A 19,772-nucleotide genomic window follows, 5' to 3' on the forward strand; every position below is an offset into this window, starting at 1 on the left:
GCGGGCGGGCCACGCGGGTGTTCTTACAGACGCAGGACTCCTACGTGCTCCTCGTCGACCTTCTCGGCCGTCTTCTCGAAGCCCAGGGCGAGATAGAAGTCCTCCGGGCCGTGCTCGCCGGGATGCCACGTGACGTGCAGGGCCTTCGTGCCGCGGCGCCGTAGTTCTTCCGCCACCGCGTTCACCGCGAAGCGGCCGTACCCCTTGCCCTGTTCGTCCGCCGCGATGTTGAGACGCCACAGGCCCGAGCGGAGGTCGGTGCCGTCGTCGCGCCAGTCGAAGCCGAGGAACGCCATCACGAAGCCGACCACGCGGTCGGCGTCGACGATCACGCGGGGCCACGCCTTGTCGGGGCGGACGTACGCCTCCGCGAGGGAGTGGGCCACCGGGTCGACGGCGAATTCCTGTTCCGGGCGGACCCGGAGGGCGAGGGCGGCCTCGAGATTCGCGGGTGTGATCTTTTCGAGGCGCGGGGCCCTGGCGGTCGTCATGCGGGGAGGGTAGGCGGGCAAAGCGGCGGCGGTAAAAGGGATTTCGGGTGTGCTCAGCCCAACTGGCGGTAGCGGCCCTTGAAATAGGTGAGCGGTCCGCCTTCCGCGCTCGGCACGGCGGCCGTCATCACGCGGCCGACCACCAGGGTGTGGTCGCCGGCCGTCACCCGCTGTTCCGTGCGGCATTCCAGGGTCGCCAGCGCGCCGCCGACCAAGGGGGCCCCGGTGTACTCGCCGCGCCGGTAGGGAATGTCCGCGAACAGCAAACGGTCGCTGACCCGCCCCTTCATCGAGAAGCGGCCCGCGACGTGGCGCTGGCTCTCGGACAGCACGGACACCGCCCACAGCGGCTGCTCCTCGAGCAGCTCGTCCATGCGGGAGCCGGTGCGCAGGCTGACCAGCACCAACGGCGGATCCAGGGAGACGGACAGGAACGCGGTCGCGGTCATGCCGACGTCCTCGCCGGCCGGCGCCCCCGGGTCGTCCGGGTCCAGCGGCGGCTCCACGGCGGTCACCAGGACCACACCGGCGGCCAGACGGGACATGGCGGCACGGAACTCGTCGTTGCTCACCCCCTCAGCATGCCGGGCGGCGGGCGGAACGGTGATCGGGGCCGGGGCGGCGGGAGTGTTCAGCACACCGGAAACGCTAATCTCCGCTCCACGGACACCACATCGGACCGTGGCCCGAACCGGGACCTAGGACCAGCGGCCGATACGGGCACGATTCATGCACAATCACCACACGATCCGCGTCACGGAAATGAGCCGGGATACCGCGCGTAGACCACGCAATTGTTCACGTTTAGCTGTGACTTGAGTCACAAGGGGCAAGAATTGTTGACCCTGTGTACCGGGTGAGCAGCGCGCTGTGATTCAGTGGCGGGGAAGCTGCTGCGACGATACGCCGATGATGACCCTTGATGCGCTGCGAGGTCTCGGGGGGAGGGCGAGGATGGAGACCGAGTCGGAACCCTACGTCCGTCTTGCATCGCTGCGACAACTCCACCAGGCCATGGCCGACATGAACACGGCCCGCAGCCTGGCGGACACGTTGCAGACGGTCGCCGACGGCGTCGTGGGCGCCCTCGGGTACGAGCTGGCCTGCGTCAATCTCGTACGCCCCGACGGCGACCTCGTGGTCGCCGCCCTCGCCGGGAACTCGGCGGCGGAGGCCCTCATCACCGGCCGGGTCGGCTCCCGCGAGTCCTGGGACCGCCGGCTCACCATGGGCGAGCGCTGGGGCGATCTGGTGTTCATACCGCACACCGAGGGATGGGTCCTCGACGACGACGACGTCCCGCAGTGGTACACCGACGGGCCCGCTCCCCGCTTCGAGGACGAGTGGCACCCCTCCGACCGGCTCTTCGCCCCGATGTACGCGCCCGGACCGCAGGGCGGCGGCACCTCCGGGGAACTGATCGGCGTGCTCTCCGTCGACCGCCCGCGCAACGGCCGCCGGCCCGGCGCCTGGGGCCGCGAGGCCCTCCAGATGTACGCCTTCCAGGCCGCCATCGCGATCAGCAACGCCCGGCTGCGCTCCAACATGCAGCGCGCCCTGGTCCGCCTGGAGCGCGAGCAGCAGGCGCTGCGGGCCAGCGAGGAGAGCTTCCGCCAGGCCTTCGAGTACGCGCCCTCCGGCATGGCCATCGCCGAGATGGGCGGCGACCAGCACGGCAGGATCCTGCGCACCAACGACGCCCTGTGCCGGCTGCTCGGCCGGCCCGCCTCCGCGATGCGCCGCTACTCCTTCTCCGACCTGGTCCACCCCGAGGACATAGGCACCCTGCTGCGCACCTCCGCCGAGGGCGGCCGTGCGGAGCTGCGGCTGTGCCGCCGCGATGGCACCTACGTGTGGGTCTCCCTGCGCAACTCGGTGGTCGCCGACGCCGCCGACGGACCGCGCTTCCTGCTCACCCACGTCGAGGACATCGAGGAGCGCAAGCGCCGCGAGCTCCAGCTCGCCCACCGCGCCTCCCACGACTCGCTCACCGGCCTGCCGAACTCCGCCGAACTGCGCTCCCGGCTCTCCGCCCGGCTGTGCAGCCAGCAGCCGCAGACCCTGCCGGCGGCCGTGGACTCCATGGCGCCCTACGAGTCCTTCGACTCCCACGACGCCGCCTTCGGCCCGCCCGCCTTCGACCGCGGCCACGACTTCGACTTCCCGCCCGGCAGCGACGCGTACGACGGCTACGACCACCATGTGCACACGGTCGCGCCCGCCGCGGACGCCGACGACGGCACCAAGGGGCTCGCGGTGCTCTTCTGCGACCTCGACGGCTTCAAGTCGATCAACGACCGGTTCGGGCACAACGCCGGTGACGCGGTTCTCATCGAGGTCGCCCGGCGGCTCAGCAACGGCGTGCGGGACGGCGACACCGTGGCCCGGCTCGGAGGTGACGAATTCGTCATCCTCGCCGACGGGCTCGGCCGGGCCGACGCGCAGGACCTCGCCGTACGGCTGCGCAACGAGATCATCCAGCCCATCCGGGCCGAGGGGCGGGCCGTGCGGGTCGGCGCCAGCTTCGGCATCGGATGGGCCCACTGCGGTATGACGGCCGACGAAGTGTTGAAATCTGCCGACGAACGGATGTACGTCGAGAAACGATCTCGTCCCAAACAGCACCGGCGCGCCGGATGACGTGCAGGTCGGCCGGTTGATGCGGTCCGGGTCACCCTTTCGGGTCAGAGGAACCGGGTAGGCTCGGCTTCTCCGCACGTACGTACCCGATCCGCAGCTAGGAGCACAGGGGATGACGCCCGGCAACAACGGCGCGAGCACGCCCGAGGACGACGACCCGTTCGGCTATCTGTACGCCGACGGGCAGGCCAACGGAGCCCAGCCGCCGTCCGGGGGTTACGGCTACCCGAACTCGGTGAACCGGGTGCGGCCGGTCGGTTCCCGCCAGTACGGCCAGCAGGGCCCCGCCCCGCAGGCACCGCCCCAGCAGGGCGCCTTCGGCCAGCCCAGCACGCACTACGCCGCGCCCGAGACGCTGCCCGGGGGCGCGCCCACCGCACGCACCCCGCAGCCCTCCCGGGGCTCCCGCGGCGGCGGCCCCAACACCAAGGGGCTGCTCATCGGCGCGATCGCCGTGGTCGCGGCGGTCGTGATCGGCATCGGCATCGCCATGATCAGCGGTGACGACGACGACAAGGGCGGCAACGAGGCGGGCCCGTCCCCGACGGCCACCCAGGCAACCGGCGAGCCGAGCCCGTCGGCGAGTGAGAGCGGCGAAGAAGAGTTCAAGTCGCCGACGATCGACGCGAAGGCGCTCCGTCTGTCGCCGGGTGTCACCACCGCCTCGGACGTCGAAGGTGCCGAGGCTGACGGCGGCATCTACGTGACGAACCTCAACCAGCCGGGGGCGTCGGTCACCTGGACCGTCGACGGCATCCCGAAGGACGGTCCGTACACCGTCTTCTTCCGTTACAGCACGGCCGGCGAGGCCCAGTCGATGACGCTGTCCGTCAACGGCAAGCCGTTCGGCAGCAAGTTGAACATGGACAACTGGGCCAAGGCCAAGGACGGCGACTTCTCCAAGGGCTGGACGAAGACCTACGCCTGGCCCACCCTGACCGAGGGCACCAACACCATCTCGTTGTCCTGCGGCGAGGGCGACAAGTGCAACGTCCTGCTGGACCAGGTGTGGATCAAGGAAGGCCAGGTCAAGGAATAAGCAGCAGCTAGGCGGCGGCCGCCGGTGCGCTGCACACCGGCGGCCGCCGCGTTGAGGTTGTCAGAGACGTCCGACGTCGACGCACAGAGCGGCGACCCAGCCGGTTTTTCCGGCCCAGCGGACCTTCAGCCAGTCGTTGTCGGTGGGACCACCGGACCAGCAGGTGTACTTGCCCCCGTTGTTGTTCCGCGTGCACCTCGACGCTCCGCAAGGAACCTTGGTCCTGGGGTCCTTGACGGTTGCGATCTTGGATGCCGAGGTGCTGGCGGCGGCCCGTATGGTGAAGTCGTGGCCGTCCTTCTGCCAGACACCGGCCTGCACATTCTCTGCCGAGGCTGTGGAAGTGGCCGTGACAGTGAGTGCCAGACACGTCATGCCTACTGCGGCAACCCGCCTGAGCACCGACGCCTTTCGCATGTGTTCCCCCTGCGATAGGTAGATCATTTGGTCGCTGATGATCTTATGACCTACACGAATCGGGGCGCAGGGTGTGTCCCGGCCGTAGTTGATCTCACGCCGCCGTCGCCACCCCCGTGACCGTGACCGTCGTCAGGAAGCGGTCGTAGGCGTCGCGGTCGAAGTCGCCGGCTGTGGGGGAGAGGACCGTGGCCGCGGAGAGGGCCGTGGCGCGGATCAGGCGTTCCGGCCAGGGGCGGTGTTCCACCAGGGCGGACAGCAGGCCCGCGACGGCCGCGTCGCCCGCGCCCGTGGGGTTGCCGGTCAGCGGGGCCGGAGGGGTCGCGCGCCAGCGGCCCTCCGGGGTCACCGCGAGCAGGCCGTCCGCGCCCAGGGACGCGACCACCGTGCCGGCGCCCCGGCGGCGGGCGTCCTGCGTGGCGCGCAACGGCTCGTGGGAGCCGGTGAGTTCGGCCAGCTCCTCCGTGTTGGGCTTCAGGAGGTCCGGCCGGCCCGCCACGCCGCGGCGCAGCGCCGCACCGCTCGTGTCGAGCAGCACCGGCACCTGGGCCGCGCGGGCCGTGCGGACGAGGTTCGCGTACGCGCCGACCGGGACGCCCGGGGGCAGGCTGCCGCACAGGGCCACCGCGGAGGCGGACGCGAGCAGGTCCTCGTAGACCTCCTGGAAGGCGGACCACTCGGCGTGGGTGATGTCCGGGCCGGGCTCGTTCAGATGGGTCGTGGCGCCGGTGCGGTCGTCCAGGAGGGTCACCGTGCGGCGGGTGGCCCCGGAAGTCGGGACCAATGCGTCGGTGAGGCGCGGCACTTCGGTGAGGCGGTCGCGCAGGACGCGTCCCGTGGGGCCGCCCGAGAAGCCCGTGACGGTCACCTCGTGACCGAGCGCGGCCAGCACCCGGGCCACGTTGACGCCCTTGCCGCCGGGACGTTCCAGCACCTCGGAGACCCGGTGGGAGGCACCCGCCCGCAGGGAAGGGACGCGATAGGTGATGTCGAGAGCGGTGTTCAGCGTGACCGTGAGAATCACCGGGCCGACCTCCCCCTCTTGCCTGCCTTCCGTGGCCCCGGGGTCACGATCATGCCAAAAGGAAGGCGGTCGGCCCAGCCCCGGGACCGGCCACCGTGGACCGGTCCTGGGGACGGATCAGGCCAGTTGGGGAGCGACCGCCCATTCCCCCTTGCGCATCACGCCCACCAGCTCGAAGGCGTCGTCCAGGACGACCAGGTCGGCGTCCTTGCCGGGCTCCAGCGAGCCGATGCGGTCGTCCAGGCCGAGCAGCCGCGCCGGGTTCGCGGAGACCGCCGCGACGACGTCCTCGACGGGCAGTCCGTCGACCGTCACCGCCCGCTTGAAGGCGCGGTCCAGGGTGAGCGTGGAGCCGGCGATCGAGTTGCCCTCCACCAGCCGGGCCACGCCGTCCGCGACCTCGACCTCCAGCGGGCCGAGCATGTAGCGGCCGTCGCCGAAGCCGGCCGCGTCCATCGCGTCGGTGATGAAGGCGACCCGGTCGCGGCCCGCGTGGTGGAACGCGAACTGCAGGGCCGCCGGGTGCAGATGCGTGCCGTCGTTGATCAGCTCGACGGTGACCCGCTCGTCCTCCAGCAGCGCGGCGATCGGTCCGGGGGCGCGGTGGCCGAGCGGCGGCATCGCGTTGAACAGGTGGGTGGCGACGGTCGCGCCCGCGTCGACGGCTGCCACCGTCTGCTCGTAGGTGGCGTCGGTGTGGCCGACGGCGGCGATCACGCCGTGCTCGACGAGCAGCCGTACGGAGTCCAGGCCGCCGGGGAGTTCGGTGGCGAGCGTCATCATCCGGGCGTGGCCGTGGGACGCGTCGATCAGCTTGCGGACCTCCGCCGGGTCGGGGTCGCGCAGCAGGCTCTCGTCGTGCGCGCCCTTGCGGCAGGGGGAGATGAACGGCCCCTCGAAGTGGATGCCGGCGATGTCGCCCTGCTGGGCCAGCTCCGCCAGCATCCCCGCGTGCCGCGCGAGGAAGTCGAGGTCGCCGGTGACGGCGGAGGCGACCACGGTGGTGGTGCCGTGGCGCAGATGCGTGCGGACGCCCTGGAGGACGTCCTCGGCGGTGCCGCCGGCGAAGGACACCCCGCCGCCGCCGTGGTTGTGGATGTCGACGAAGCCGGGGACCAGCCAGTGGCCGCGCAGGTCGACCGTCCCGGCCGTCCCCTCCGCGGGGGACGGGCCGGGGGCCGTGGCCGCGATGCGCGTGCCCTCGACGGTCACGCGGGCGTCGTCCACGGTCCCGGTGGGCAGGACCACCCGGGCACCGGTGAGAACCTTGGTGGGGGCCATCAGGTGGTTACCTCCGAGGGGTCAGTGGTCTCGACGGACGGGCCGGCGGCTTCGATCAGGTCCCAGGCGAGAAGGCCCGCGCCCAGGCATCCCGCGGTGTCCCCGAGGGCCGCGGGGACCAGGGACGGCAGCTTCTGGAAGGTGACCCGCCGCCGGACGGCCTCCCGCAGCGGTGTGAACAAGGTTTCCCCCGCCTCGGCCAGCCCGCCACCGATGATCAGCGTGCGCGGGTCCAGCAGGGTGAGCGCGGTGACCAGCCCGTCGGCGAGCGCGTCCACGGCCTCCTGCCACACCCGCACGGCCCGCTGGTCGCCCGAGGCAACGGCCTTGGCGCAGTCCGCCGCGTCCGCGTCCGGGTCGCCGCTCGCCTCGGCCCACGCGCGGCTCACGGCCGACGCGGACGCGAACCGCTCGAGGCAGCCACGCTGACCGCAGGGGCACTCCGCGCCGCCGGGCCGTACGACGATGTGGCCGATCTCGCCGGCGAAGCCGTGCGCGCCGGCCTCGACCTTGCCGTCGATGCCGATGGCGCCCGCGATACCGGTGCCGAGCGGAACGAAGAGGAAGCGGTCGGCGCCGCGCCCGGCGCCGATGCGGCCCTCGGCGAGGCCGCCGGTGCGCACGTCGTGGCCGAGGGCCACGGGGACGCCGCCGAGCCGCTCGGAGAGCAGGGCGCGCAGGGGCACGTCGCGCCAGCCGAGGTTGGCGGCGTAGGCCGCGACGCCCTCCGCCTCGTCGACGATGCCGGGCACGGCGACGCCGGCGGCCGAGGCCGGTTCGCCGTGGGTGCGGATGCCGTGGGCGCGGAGCTCGGCCGCGAAGCCGAGGATGCCCTCGACCACCGCGTCCGGGCCGCGCTCGCGGCCGGTGGGGCGGCGGGCCTGGTGCAGCAGCTCGCCGTCCGCCCCGACCAGGGCGGCCTTCATCCCGGTGCCGCCCACGTCGAGGGCGATGACATGTTTCACGGGGAACAGTGTGGCCCGTGGACCCGCAAGAGGTCTAGTCCACTCACGTGGTGTAGACCTTGATCCGATAATCGGAACTACGGACGGCGCTGAGCGCCGGATCAGGGGAGAGCACGTGCGACGGCGGGTCAGGACAAGGACGATCGCGGCGGTGTCCGCGCTGGGACTGGCAGCGGTCCTGAGCGGATGCGGGGTCGGCGGCGCTTCTTCCGACGTGACCCTCACGCTGGTCGCCGCCGACTACGGCAACGGCGCGGCCGACAGCAGCAAGAAGTACTGGGGCGACCTGGTCGAGCGGTACGAGTCCGACCACCCCGACGTGGACATCGACGTCAGCGTCTACTCCTGGAACGACGTCGACCGCAAGGTCAAGGAGATGGTCGACGCCGGCGACCCGCCGGACATGGCCCAGATCGGCGCGTACGCCGACTACGCCTCCCAGGGCCTGCTCTACCGGGCCGGCGACCTGCTCTCCATTCCCGTCCAGGCGGACTTCCTCTCGCAGCTCTCCGCCGCGGGCGAGGTCAACAGCGTGCAGTACGGCATGCCGTTCGCCGCCTCCACGCGGCTGCTGTTCTACAACAAGGCCCTCTTCGCCGAGGCCGGGCTCACCCCGCCCGAGACCTGGGACGAACTGGTCGAGTGCGCCGAGGCGCTCAAGGCGAACGGGGTGAAGTTCCCCTACGCGCTGCCGCTCGGCCCGGAGGAGGCCCAGGCCGAGACCCTGCAGTGGCTGCTGAGCGGAGACGGCGGCTACACCGACATCGGCGGGACCTACGGCATCGACTCCACGGAGAACATCGAGACCGTCAGCTGGCTGCGGGACGAACTCGTCGGCAAGGGGCTCACCGGGCCCGTCGCGCCCGGCGAGCTCGACCGCGCGAAGGCGTTCGAGGCCTTCGCCGCCGGGGACGTCGGCATGCTGAACGGGCACCCCTCCCTGATGGAGATGGCGCAGAAGAAGGGCGTGAAGTACGGCATGGTGCCGATCCCCGGCGCCGAGGGGAGGACGCCGTCCACGCTGGGCGTCGCCGACTGGATGATGGCGTTCGAGAAGAACGGGCACCGCGACGAGATCGGGGACTTCCTCGACTTCGTCTACAGCGAGGAGAACGTGCTGAAGTTCTCCCGCGAGTACGACCTGCTGCCGGTCACCAACTCCGCGTCGCGGGCCATGGCGGCGTCGGGGCAGGACAAGGAACTCAAGCCGTTCCTCGACCAGCTGCCGCTGTCGGAGCTGTACCCGGTGGGCAAGATGTCGTGGGCCTCGGTGAACGCGGCGATCAAGCAGAAGATCGGGCGGGCCGTGGAGCCGGGGGGCAGTCCGGCGGGTGTGCTGGGGGAGCTTCAGGCGGCGGCCGTGCGGGCGGAGAGCGCGGAGTAGCCTGCCGGCATGGGTGAACGCGAGAGCGAAGGGCTGGGGCAGCTCGAGCGGGCGGTGCTGGCGCTGGAGCGGCGGGGGGCTGCCTCGCCGGGGGCGAAGGAGCGGGTGATCCGCGAGGAGCTGGGGCTGGTACCGGTGCGGTACTACCAACTCCTCAACGCGTTGCTCGACGACCCGCGGGCGCTGGCCCACGATCCCGTGACGGTGAACCGTCTGCGGCGAGTGCGGGAGGCGCGGCGCGCGGAGCGGTGACCGTGCCGAAGCTCCGCCCCGGACCCCGCTCCCCACACGCCGGAGGGGCCGGTTCCCGGCCCCTCCGGCGTGTGACGCGGAAACCCTCGTCAGGCGAGCCGCCCGGCCAGCGCCCGCAGCAGTCCCACCACCCCCGACGGACCGTCGACCACCAGGTCGGCACGCTCACGCAGCTCCGTGACCTCCTCGCTGCCGCTGCACACCAGCACACCCGGCGTGCCGGAGGCGCGGAGTTTGTCCACCGCCGTGAAGGCGGCCAGGTCCCCGAGGTCGTCCCCGGCGTAGAGAACCGACCCCGCCCCGATCTCCCGCGCGTACTCCAGCAGCGCGACCCCCTTGTCCATCCCCGGCGGCCGCAGCTCCAGCACCATCCGCCCCGGCTCCACGACAAGACCGTGCCGCGTCGCGAGGTCCGCCAGCGGCTCGCGAAGGGCCTCGAAGGCGGCCTGCGGGTCGGACGCCCTGCGGGTGTGGACGGCGACCGCCCGGCCCTTCTCCTCGATCCACGTGCCCTGCCACGCCCCCACCCGGTCCAGCAGCCCCGGCAGCTCGGCGCGGGCGGCAGCGACGCCGGGGTGCGGGGCTGGGGCGGTGACGGTACCGGTGACCGCGTCCCAGCGCTCGGCGCCGTAGTGACCGAGCACCACCAGGTGCTCGAGACCGGGCACGCCCGCGAAACCGCCGTGGCGGACCGCGACACCCGGCGGGCGGCCGGTGACGACGGCCACCGCCGCGACCTTCGGGGCGAGCGCGGCGAGCGCGGGCACCGCGCCCGGGTGGGCGCGCGCCTGCTCGGGGTCGGGCACGATCGGCGCGAGCGTGCCGTCGAAGTCGAGCCCGATCAGCGCCTTGCCCGGGCGGGCCAGAAGGGCGTCCAGTCCGTCCCGCCCGGCCTGCGTGGCGGGCGTCGGCAGGTCGCCGGGGTCCGTGGAATCCGTCTGACTGGCCATGCGCCCCAACCTATCCACGCAGTGCTTCGAGCTGGTCCAGGAACCACCGCGCCGGTGGCAGCGCGGTCGCCGCCGCGGCCAGCCGCTTGCCGCGTTCCGTGCGGTCCTCCGGGCGCATGGACAGCGCCTCGTGCAGTGCCTCGGCCGTCTGGACGACGTCGTACGGGTTGACGGTGATCGCGTCCTCACCGAGCTCCTCGTGGGCGCCGGCCTCGCGGGACAGCACCAGCGCGCAGCCCGCGTCGGAGACCACCGGGACCTCCTTGGCGACCAAGTTCATGCCGTCGCGGATGGGGTTGACGAGGGCCACGTCGGCCAGCCGGTACGCGGCCAGCGAGCGGGCGAAGTCGTCCTTGACGTGCAGGACGACCGGGCGCCAGCCGGGCGTGCCGTACCGCTCGTTGATCTCCTCGGCGAGCCGCTGCACCTCGGCCGTGTAGTCGCGGTAGACGGCGAGGTCCTGCCGGGACGGGTAGGCGAAGGCGACGTGCACCACACGCTCGCGCCACTCGGGCCGGTCGTCCAGCAGCTGCCGGTACGCCAGCAGGCCGCGCACGATGTTCTTGGACAGCTCGGTGCGGTCGACGCGGACGATCGTCCGGCGCCCCTCGCCGATCTCCTCGCGCAGGGCGGCCATCCGCTCGTCGACGTCCGCCTCGTGCGACCGGGCGCGCAGGAAGTCCGCGTCGGCGCCCAGCCCGTGCACCCCGATGCGGGTCTCTCCGAGCCCGCCGGCGAACCGCTCGCAGCACGCGGTGAACGCGTCCGCCCAGCGCCGGGTGAGGAAGCCGAGCCGGTCGGCGCCGAGCATCCCGCGCAGCACCTGCCGCGCGATGTCGTCGGGCAGCATCGCGAAGTACTCGGGCGGCGCCCACGGCGTGTGCGAGAAGTGCCCGATGCGCAGGTCGGGGCGCAGCTCGCGGAGCATGCCGGGGACCAGGGTGAGGTGGTAGTCCTGCACCAGGACGGCCGCGCCCTCGGCGGCCTCCTCGGCCAGCGCCTCGGCGAACGCGCGGTTGTAGGTCTCGTAGGAGGCCCACTGACGGCGGAACTCCGCGTCGAAGACCGGCTCCAGCGGGGTCTGGTACAGCATGTGGTGCACGAACCACAGCACCGAGTTCGCGATGCCGTTGTACGCGTCCGCGTGCACGTCCGCCGGGATGTCCAGCATCCGCACGCCGTCCTCCCCGACCCCGCGCCGCACGGCCTCGCGGTCGCCGTCGGACAGTGCCGAGCACACCCACAGGGCGCCCGACTCGGGGCCGATGGCCGAGAGGCCGGAGACCAGTCCCCCGCCGCCCCGCCTGCTCCTCAGCGAACCGTCGTCCGCGACCGCGTACGACACCGGCCCCCGGTTGGAGGCGACCAGCACCTGAGCTGCACCGAAGCTTGAAGCCATACGCCTCAACCTAGCCCGGCCCCCCGTGCCTCAAACGTGGCGGTGCGTCACACCGGCCGGCGGTGGACGAGGCCGGGCCACCCGGCGGCGGGGCGGGCCGTCGGGGTCAGGCCACCCGGCGGGCCTGGTACTCCGCGACGTCCCTCATCGGCGGCCGCTCCTCGGTGTCCACCGAGTACGTGCGGGGCTCGAAGGCGTCCCCGGTGCGCTCGAACTGGGTCAGCGACGGCCGCAGCAGATGCGCGCGGGCCAGCCGCAGCTGCGCGGTGCGGTAGATCGCGGCGGCCATCCGGCCCAGCGCCTGCCCGTCCTGGTGCCGGTGCTTGCGCACGCCCACGTCCACCTGGGCCAGCGCGTCCAGGCCCACCAGGTGCAGGGCGTCGACCAGCATGCCCAGCTCGACGCCGTACCCGACGGGGAACGGGAGCTGTTCGAGGAGGCTGCGGCGGGCCGCGTACTCCCCGCCCAGCGGCTGCACGAACCCGGCGAGCTGCGGCCAGTGCATGTTGAGCAGCGGGCGGGCCATCAGCTCCGTGACCCGGCCGCCCTGCCCGGCGCCCGCGCCCGTGGTGCTCCCGTCGGCCAGCGTCATCGGCCGGTCGTACATGGCCTTGACGAGCTGGAGACCGGGTTCGGTGAGCAGCGGGCCGACGATGCCGGTGACGAAGTCGGAGGAGAAGTCCCTCAGGTCGGCGTCGACGAAGCACACGATGTCACCGCGGGTGACCAGCAGCGACCGCCACAGCACCTCGCCCTTGCCGGGCACGGCCGGTATGCGGGGCAGGATCACGTCCCGGTGCACCACCCTCGCGCCCGCAGCCGCGGCCACCTCGGAGGTGCGGTCCGTGGAGCCGGAGTCGATCACCACGACCTCGTCGACCAGCGGCACCTGGAGCACCAGGTCGTGCCGGACGACGGAGACGATGTCGCCGACCGTGGCCTCCTCGTTCAGCGCGGGCAGCACCACGCTCACCGTCTGTCCGGAGGCCCGTTTCGCCGCCAGGATCCGGTGCAGAGGACGGTCGGACACCGACCAGGAGCGCTCGATCAGCCAGCGCTCGACTTCTTCCAGCACGGCGGACTCCTCACTGGCCGGGGGTGGTCCATCTCGGTGTGCGGACGGCTTCCTCCGCCGTCCGGGCCTTCGGTTACAGTCTTGAACAGCGCCGACGGACCCCGCATCCCGGGGGGTGTCGGGGCGCACAACTGAACACCGCTCATCCAGAGGGGCAGAGGGACACGGCCCGATGAAGCCCCGGCAACCCTCCAGTCGGTTCCTGTCACGCGACGTGGCGAGGCTCCCGGCTAGGGAAGGTGCCAAATCCGTCTCACGGCGAAGTGCGTCGTGAGGAAGATGAGGAGAAAGGGCCTCGCCTCCATGGCTGTGCAGACTGTTGCAAGCACCACCGACACCGCGAACTCCGTCGACCTGGGTCCCGCCGCCGCGCTGTCCTGCCGCGAGTGCGGCCACCGTGTGCCCCTCGGCCCGGTCTTCGCCTGCGAGGAGTGTTTCGGCCCGCTGGAGATCGCCTACGACTTCTCGGGTTACGACACCGAAGAGCTCCGCAAGCGCATCGAGGCGGGTCCCGCGAACATCTGGCGCTACGCGCCGCTGCTGCCCGTCCCCGCGGACGTGGCGACCAAGCCGAACCTGAACCCGGGCTGGACCAAGCTCGTCCAGGCCGACAACCTGGCCCGCGAGCTGGGCGTCACCGGCGGCCTCTACGTCAAGGACGACTCCGGCAACCCCACGCACTCCTTCAAGGACCGGGTCGTCGCCCAGGCACTGGAGGCCGCGCGCGCCTTCGGCTTCACCACGCTGTCCTGCTCCTCCACCGGCAACCTGGCCGGCGCGGTCGGCGCCGCCGCCGCCCGGGCCGGCTTCCGCTCCTGCGTGTTCATCCCGCACGACCTGGAGCAGGGCAAGATCGTCATGGCCGCCGTCTACGGCGGCGAGCTCGTCGGCATCGAGGGCAACTACGACGACGTCAACCGTTTCTGCTCCGAACTGATCGGCGACCCGGCCGGCGAGGGCTGGGGCTTCGTCAACGTCAACCTGCGGCCGTACTACGCCGAGGGCTCCAAGACCCTCGCGTACGAGATCTGCGAGCAGCTCGGCTGGCGCCTGCCGGACCAGCTGGTCGTCCCGATCGCCTCCGGCTCGCAGCTGACGAAGATCGACAAGGGTCTCCAGGAGCTGATCAAGCTCGGGCTCGTCGAGGACAAGCCGTACAAGATCTTCGGCGCCCAGGCCGAGGGGTGCTCGCCGGTGTCCACCGCCTTCAAGGCCGGGCACGACGTCGTCCGCCCGCAGAAGCCGAACACGATCGCCAAGTCGCTGGCGATCGGCAACCCGGCGGACGGGCCGTACGTCCTGGACGTCGCGCGTCGCACGGGCGGTGCGGTGGAGGACGTCACGGACGCGCAGGTGGTCGAGGCGATCAAGCTGCTGGCGCGGACGGAGGGCATCTTCGCGGAGACCGCGGGCGGGGTCACGGTCGGCGTGACGAAGAAGCTCATCGAGAGCGGGGCGCTCGACCCGTCCCTCACCACGGTCGTGCTGAACACCGGGGACGGGCTCAAGACGCTGGACGCGGTGGCCGGGACCGGGCTGACGGCGACGATCCGGCCCAGCCTGGAGTCATTCCGTGAGGCCGGGCTCGTCTGAGAGCCGCTCGTCCATCGTCCGCGGGCCGGCGGGGGTTGTTCGCGCAGTTCCCCGCGCCCCTGGGGTTGTCACCTGACCGGAGGTTCAAAGTGAGCGTCACCGTTCGTATCCCTACCATTCTGCGCACCTACACCGGGGGCAAGGCCGAGGTCACCGCCGAGGGCGCCACCCTCGGGGAGGTCATCCAGGACCTGGAGAAGAAGCACACCGGCATCGCCGCGCGCGTCCTGGACGACCAGGGCAAGCTGCGCCGGTTCGTGAACGTGTACGTCAACGACGACGACGTGCGCTTCGAGCAGGGGCTGGAGACGGCCACCCCGGAAGGCGCCGGCGTCTCGATCATCCCGGCGGTCGCCGGAGGCTGATCATTACCTTCGGTAATGATCGTTACCGAGCGTTTACGGCATTGCCCCCTCCGTGAGAGATCCGGAGGGGGCAATTCCATGGGGTTGAGCGCGGTAGAGTTGGGGAACGCGCTCCCGATCCAGAGATCGAGAACCCTGAATTCCTGCCGCAGACCCGACTGGATGTAGCCAAAGTGCGGGCTCCTTTCGCGGCTTTTGTCTCCTTTGCCCGGCCCGACTTGCCCTGAATTCTGGCGAATTCTTGCCACATTCCGGACCGGTGGCGTCCAGATTTCTCGTCCGATTGACCTGTTGCAGACGGCAGTTGGACAGATACATTCAGCCGCGGTCGACGCGTTCCGGCGCACGCCCCCAACCGTTGGGGGGTGAGGTCTGACCCGGGTCCGCGAAGTGTGGATCTGTGCAAGGGCCAGTAATAGGGGAGTTAGGCATGGCTCAGGGCACCGTCAAGTGGTTCAACGCGGAGAAGGGGTACGGCTTCATCGCGGTCGACGGTGGTGCGGATGTTTTCGTCCACTACAGCGCGATCCAGATGGACGGCTACCGCACCCTTGAAGAGGGCCAGCGGGTCGAGTTCGAGATCTCGCAGGGTCAGAAGGGCCCGCAGGCCGACATGGTTCGCGTCACCGCCTGAACGCGCTACCAGCCGCACGCGACATCTTCTGCCGGCGACAGGGCCCGCACCCTCCGGGGTGCGGGCCCTTCGTCGTGTCTCGTCGTGCCTCGTCGTGCCTCGTCGTGTCTCGTCGTGCCCTAGGCGCGCGCGCCGTGCGCGCCGTGTTCGCCCGAGGCTGAGCGCGGGCGCGAACCCTTGGTGCGACTGGCTCGTACGCCTCTCGGGGGCCTCTCGAATCCGGCGCCGCTCCGCGAGCGCGCCTTGCACTCTCCGGGGTCGAGTGCTAATCATTGGCGTTAGCACTCTGAAGGTGAGAGTGACAACGAAGGACCGGGTCGGTGAGGCCCGCCAGGCCGGGTGGTGCAAGGAACCACACGGCCGGCGAGCCGTCCGTCGCGGGCGCGGGCGCGGTCCGAAGGAATCACCCCCAGTCCTGGAGGGACCACTTCACATGGCCAAGATCATCGCGTTCGACGAGGAGGCGCGGCGCGGCCTCGAGCGCGGCATGAACCAGCTCGCGGACGCCGTGAAGGTGACGCTCGGCCCCAAGGGCCGCAACGTCGTCCTCGAGAAGAAGTGGGGCGCCCCCACGATCACCAACGATGGTGTCTCCATCGCCAAGGAGATCGAGCTCGAGGACCCGTACGAGAAGATCGGCGCCGAGCTGGTCAAGGAAGTCGCCAAGAAGACGGACGACGTCGCCGGTGACGGTACGACCACGGCGACCGTTCTCGCCCAGGCCCTGGTCAAGGAGGGCCTGCGCAACGTCGCCGCCGGCGCCAACCCGATGGCCCTGAAGCGCGGTATCGAGAAGGCCGTCGAGGCGGTCTCCGCCGCCCTGCTGGAGCAGGCGAAGGACGTGGAGACCAAGGAGCAGATCGCCTCCACGGCCTCCATCTCCGCCGCCGACGTCCAGATCGGCGAGCTCATCGCCGAGGCCATGGACAAGGTCGGCAAGGAAGGCGTCATCACCGTCGAGGAGTCCCAGACCTTCGGTCTGGAGCTGGAGCTCACCGAGGGTATGCGCTTCGACAAGGGCTACATCTCGGCGTACTTCGCCACCGACATGGAGCGTATGGAGGCCGTCCTCGACGACCCGTACATCCTGATCGCGAACTCCAAGATCTCCAGCGTCAAGGACCTGCTCCCGCTCCTGGAGAAGGTCATGCAGTCGGGCAAGCCGCTGCTGATCATCGCCGAGGACGTCGAGGGCGAGGCCCTGTCGACCCTGGTCGTCAACAAGATCCGCGGCACCTTCAAGTCCGTCGCCGTCAAGGCCCCGGGCTTCGGCGACCGCCGCAAGGCCATGCTCGGCGACATCGCCATCCTCACGGGCGGCGAGGTCATCTCCGAGGAGGTCGGCCTCAAGCTGGAGAACGCCACCCTCGACCTGCTGGGCAAGGCCCGCAAGGTGGTCATCACCAAGGACGAGACCACCATCGTGGACGGCGCCGGCTCCGCCGACCAGGTCCAGGGCCGCGTGAACCAGATCCGCGCCGAGATCGAGAACAGCGACTCGGACTACGACCGCGAGAAGCTGCAGGAGCGCCTGGCGAAGCTCGCCGGCGGTGTGGCCGTCATCAAGGCCGGCGCCGCCACCGAGGTGGAGCTCAAGGAGCGCAAGCACCGCATCGAGGACGCCGTGCGCAACGCCAAGGCGGCCGTCGAGGAGGGCATCGTCGCCGGTGGTGGCGTGGCCCTGCTGCAGGCCTCCCAGGTGTTCGAGAAGCTGGAGCTCGAGGGTGACGAGGCGACCGGCGCCCAGGCCGTGAAGCTCGCGCTCGAGGCCCCGCTGAAGCAGATCGCCGTGAACGCCGGCCTCGAGGGCGGTGTCGTGGTGGAGAAGGTGCGCAACCTGACCCCCGGCCACGGCCTGAACGCCGCGACCGGCGAGTACGTCGACCTGGTCAAGGAAGGCATCATCGACCCGGCCAAGGTGACGCGCTCCGCGCTGCAGAACGCCGCGTCGATCGCCGCGCTGTTCCTCACCACCGAGGCCGTCATCGCCGACAAGCCGGAGAAGGCCGCGGCCCCGGCCGGCGGCGGCATGCCGGGCGGTGACATGGACTTCTGAGCCTGACCCGTCAGGTTCGGACCCGTCCGAAATCCGGAGGGCGGCACTCCCGCAGTGGGGGTGCCGCCCTTCGGCGTGTCCGGGCGCCTCGGGGTGACCGGCGTCACGGGTAGGGGCGGGGAGGGGGCGGGAATGCTCTGCGCCTCGCGCGGGTTCGACGATGTGTGCGTTGTATGCACGTACACATACCGTCGAGTATCCGCGAGGAGATCCCCCGATGACCGTCGCCGCCTCCCAGACCACCGGACGTGCCGCCGAGATCCTGGCCCGGCCGGTCGCCCTGAACGGGCTGACCGTGCCCAACCGCATCGTCATGGCGCCCATGACCCGCCAGTTCTCGCCGGGCGGCGTGCCGGGGGACGACGTCGTGTCGTACTACGCCCGCCGGGCCGCCGCCGGGGTCGGGCTGATCGTCACCGAGGGCACGTACGTCGGCCACCCGTCCGCCGGCATCAGCGACCGCGTCCCGCGGTTCCACGGGGAGGACCAGCTGGCCGGCTGGGCGAAGGTCGCGGAGGCGGTGCACGCGGCCGGGGGCCGCATCATGCCGCAGCTGTGGCACGTCGGCATGGTCCGTGAACAGGGGAAGCCGCCCTTCCCCGAGGCGCCGGCGGTCGGCCCGTCGGGGCTGCGCCTGGACGGCACCGAGGGCGGCAAGGAGATGACCCGGGCCGACATCGACGACGTCGTGGCGGCGTTCGCGAAGGCGGCGGCCGACGCCGAGCGCATCGGCTTCGACGGCGTGGAGCTGCACGGCGCCCACGGGTACCTCATCGACCAGTTCCTGTGGGCCGGCACCAACCGCCGCACCGACGCCTACGGCGGCGACCCGGTGGCCCGCACGCGGTTCGCGGTCGAGATCGTGCAGGCCGTGCGCTCGGCCGTGTCGCCCGGCTTCCCGGTCGTCTTCCGCTTCTCGCAGTGGAAGGCCGACCACTACGACGCCCGGCTCGCCGAGACCCCGCAGGAGCTGGAGGCGATCCTCGCCCCGCTCGCCACGGCCGGCGTCGACGCCTTCCACGCGTCCACCCGCCGCTACTGGCTCCCCGAGTTCGACGGCTCCGACCTCAACCTGGCCGGCTGGGCCCGCAAGCTGACCGGCCGTCCCGCGATCACGGTCGGATCGGTCGGCCTGGACGGCGAGTTCGGCCGCGCCTTCCTCGGCGAGGGCGCCGGGCTGCGCGGCATCGACGACCTTCTCGACCGCCTGGAGCGCGACGAGTTCGACATGGTCGCGGTGGGCCGGGCGGTCCTCCAGGACCCGGAGTGGGCGGCGAAGGTGCTGGCCGGCCGCTTCGACGAGCTGACCGCGTACGACGCGGCGTCGCTGAGGTCGCTGAGCTGAGTCCGGCCCGGCTTCCGGGCGTGGCGCGGTGCCCCTCCGGCGGGGGCGCCGCGCCTTCGTGCCGCGTGGTCCGTGTCGGGCGACTGCCACGCGGGGGCGCGCGGCCGGGCCGGGTGACACGCCCGCCGCTCGAGGCGGGAGCCAAGGAAGACGAGCCGCACGCTCCGGGGGTGGCGGACGGCACCCATGAGACGCCCCGGGGGCGCCGCGCACCCCGTGCTGCTCAAGGTGGCGTGCGGCTCGCGCGGTTCAGATGTTGCCCATCGGTTCGATGTCCACGCGGACCGGGGTGCCCCATACCCGCAGGACCTCGTAGTCGGTGAACTCGTGGACGACGCGGTAGGCCATCGCCGGGCGGGCCGTGCGGAGCTGGGCCTTGACGAAGAGTTCCGCCTCCTGGCGGTCGCGGCGCGGGGTGCCGCACAGCTGCCACGCCTGGCCGTTCCACATCTCCGGCAGCCAGCGCTGCTGCGGCTGCGGGCGGTCGCCCCGCACCCCGTACCGGGACGGGGCGGGGCCGGCCGGGCGGGTCTGCGGGGCCGGGCCGTTGAACTCGGCGCGGCGGGCGGCACGGCGCCGGGTCTCGCAGAGCAGGCACAGGTCCGGGGCGCTCTCGTCGACCGGCCCGGTGGGGTGCTCGGCGCAGCGCGTGCTGGGCGGCGCCGTGGTCACGGTGTCCTCCAGCAGGTCCAGGGCCCGCCGCAGGTCGTTGCGCACCTCGTGCAGCCGGGCGTCCGGGGTGTCGGCGGAGAGCGCCTCGCCGTGCTCACCGAGCACACGCAGTGCCCGGCCGAGGGCGGTGAGCTGTGCGTGGTTCATGGTGGATTCTCCGGGTGGGGGACCGCTCCAGTATCCCAGCCCG

The 19,772-nt window shown here is 71.6% G+C and carries 19 protein-coding genes and 1 riboswitch; of the genes, 9 read left to right on the plus strand and 10 right to left on the minus strand.

The genetic code is table 11. The annotated features are described in order from the left end of the window. Positions 1-23 precede the first annotated feature (23 nt). Positions 24-491 (minus strand): GNAT family N-acetyltransferase, encoded by a 468-nt coding sequence (locus ELQ39_RS17700; protein ID WP_190002990.1) that lies wholly within the window; start codon positions 489-491, stop codon positions 24-26. Positions 492-544: 53 nt separating this feature from the next. After that, complete coding sequence (locus tag ELQ39_RS17705; protein WP_242592691.1) at positions 545-1,129, minus strand: flavin reductase family protein; 585 nt, start codon at positions 1,127-1,129, stop codon at positions 545-547. Between the two features lie 316 nt (positions 1,130-1,445). Here ELQ39_RS17705 and cdgB point away from each other — a divergent pair, with 316 nt between their 5' ends. Both cdgB and ELQ39_RS17715 read left to right on the plus strand, forming a co-directional pair. Beyond that, positions 1,446-3,131 (plus strand): diguanylate cyclase CdgB, encoded by a 1,686-nt coding sequence (gene cdgB, locus ELQ39_RS17710; protein WP_190002988.1) that lies wholly within the window; start codon positions 1,446-1,448, stop codon positions 3,129-3,131. A 112-nt stretch (positions 3,132-3,243) separates the two neighbouring features. Then, positions 3,244-4,170, plus strand: a complete 927-nt coding sequence (locus tag ELQ39_RS17715; protein WP_242592693.1) for a carbohydrate-binding protein — start codon at positions 3,244-3,246, stop codon at positions 4,168-4,170. 60 nt (positions 4,171-4,230) lie between these two features. Here the strand turns inward: ELQ39_RS17715 and ELQ39_RS17720 are convergent, their stop codons facing one another. The 4 genes from ELQ39_RS17720 to ELQ39_RS17735 all read right to left on the minus strand — a co-directional run bounded on the left by ELQ39_RS17720 (position 4,231) and on the right by ELQ39_RS17735 (position 7,857). After that, complete coding sequence (locus tag ELQ39_RS17720; protein ID WP_242592695.1) at positions 4,231-4,491, minus strand: hypothetical protein; 261 nt, start codon at positions 4,489-4,491, stop codon at positions 4,231-4,233. Positions 4,492-4,681: 190 nt separating this feature from the next. Beyond that, complete coding sequence (locus ELQ39_RS17725) at positions 4,682-5,611, minus strand: 1-phosphofructokinase family hexose kinase (protein ID WP_242592697.1); 930 nt, start codon at positions 5,609-5,611, stop codon at positions 4,682-4,684. Positions 5,612-5,728: 117 nt separating this feature from the next. Beyond that, the gene (gene nagA, locus ELQ39_RS17730; RefSeq protein ID WP_242592698.1) at positions 5,729-6,892 is read right to left on the minus strand and encodes an N-acetylglucosamine-6-phosphate deacetylase; all 1,164 of its coding nucleotides are present in this window, start codon (positions 6,890-6,892) and stop codon (positions 5,729-5,731) included. Then, positions 6,892-7,857, minus strand: a complete 966-nt coding sequence (locus ELQ39_RS17735) for an ROK family protein (RefSeq protein ID WP_242592700.1) — start codon at positions 7,855-7,857, stop codon at positions 6,892-6,894. Before ELQ39_RS17735 ends, nagA begins: the two co-directional genes overlap by 1 nt. 115 nt (positions 7,858-7,972) lie before the next feature. Here ELQ39_RS17735 and ELQ39_RS17740 point away from each other — a divergent pair, with 115 nt between their 5' ends. Then, entirely contained in the window at positions 7,973-9,241 is a 1,269-nt protein-coding gene (locus tag ELQ39_RS17740; protein WP_443334345.1) for an extracellular solute-binding protein, read from the plus strand. A 9-nt stretch (positions 9,242-9,250) separates the two neighbouring features. After that, a complete protein-coding gene (locus ELQ39_RS17745) occupies positions 9,251-9,493 on the plus strand; it encodes a DUF3263 domain-containing protein (protein WP_242592704.1) in 243 nt (80 codons plus the stop codon). A gap of 89 nt (positions 9,494-9,582) precedes the next feature. Here the strand turns inward: ELQ39_RS17745 and otsB are convergent, their stop codons facing one another. The 3 genes from otsB to ELQ39_RS17760 form a co-directional block, all read right to left on the minus strand. After that, entirely contained in the window at positions 9,583-10,443 is an 861-nt protein-coding gene (otsB, locus tag ELQ39_RS17750) for a trehalose-phosphatase (RefSeq protein ID WP_242592706.1), read from the minus strand. 10 nt (positions 10,444-10,453) lie between these two features. Continuing rightward, positions 10,454-11,842 carry an alpha,alpha-trehalose-phosphate synthase (UDP-forming) gene (locus tag ELQ39_RS17755; RefSeq protein ID WP_242592708.1) on the minus strand — a complete coding sequence of 463 codons (1,389 nt, stop codon included), beginning with the start codon at positions 11,840-11,842 and terminating at the stop codon, positions 10,454-10,456. A gap of 106 nt (positions 11,843-11,948) precedes the next feature. Next, a complete protein-coding gene (locus tag ELQ39_RS17760) occupies positions 11,949-12,917 on the minus strand; it encodes a glucosyl-3-phosphoglycerate synthase (RefSeq protein ID WP_190002979.1) in 969 nt (322 codons plus the stop codon). A gap of 139 nt (positions 12,918-13,056) precedes the next feature. Beyond that, positions 13,057-13,203, plus strand: a riboswitch (SAM riboswitch). Between the two features lie 17 nt (positions 13,204-13,220). Here ELQ39_RS17760 and thrC point away from each other — a divergent pair. From thrC to ELQ39_RS17785, 5 genes are all read left to right on the plus strand, one after another. Next, positions 13,221-14,510: a threonine synthase gene (gene thrC / locus ELQ39_RS17765; protein ID WP_242592710.1), complete on the plus strand. Its 1,290-nt coding sequence runs from the start codon at positions 13,221-13,223 to the stop codon at positions 14,508-14,510. 89 nt (positions 14,511-14,599) lie between these two features. Then, complete coding sequence (locus ELQ39_RS17770) at positions 14,600-14,875, plus strand: ubiquitin-like small modifier protein 1 (protein ID WP_242592712.1); 276 nt, start codon at positions 14,600-14,602, stop codon at positions 14,873-14,875. Positions 14,876-15,305: 430 nt separating this feature from the next. Continuing rightward, positions 15,306-15,509, plus strand: a complete 204-nt coding sequence (locus ELQ39_RS17775) for a cold-shock protein (RefSeq protein WP_004986573.1) — start codon at positions 15,306-15,308, stop codon at positions 15,507-15,509. A 433-nt stretch (positions 15,510-15,942) separates the two neighbouring features. Beyond that, complete coding sequence (gene groL, locus ELQ39_RS17780) at positions 15,943-17,565, plus strand: chaperonin GroEL (RefSeq protein WP_019523925.1); 1,623 nt, start codon at positions 15,943-15,945, stop codon at positions 17,563-17,565. 217 nt (positions 17,566-17,782) lie between these two features. Then, positions 17,783-18,910, plus strand: coding sequence for an NADH:flavin oxidoreductase (locus ELQ39_RS17785; protein ID WP_242592714.1), 1,128 nt, complete (start codon positions 17,783-17,785; stop codon positions 18,908-18,910). Positions 18,911-19,159: 249 nt separating this feature from the next. Here ELQ39_RS17785 and ELQ39_RS17790 read toward each other — a convergent pair whose 3' ends face one another. Then, positions 19,160-19,729: a hypothetical protein gene (locus ELQ39_RS17790; protein ID WP_242592716.1), complete on the minus strand. Its 570-nt coding sequence runs from the start codon at positions 19,727-19,729 to the stop codon at positions 19,160-19,162. Positions 19,730-19,772: the final 43 nt, after the last annotated feature.

Origin of the sequence: Streptomyces sp. GB4-14 (assembly GCF_022696125.1) — a bacterium.
Classification (GTDB): domain Bacteria; phylum Actinomycetota; class Actinomycetes; order Streptomycetales; family Streptomycetaceae; genus Streptomyces; species Streptomyces werraensis.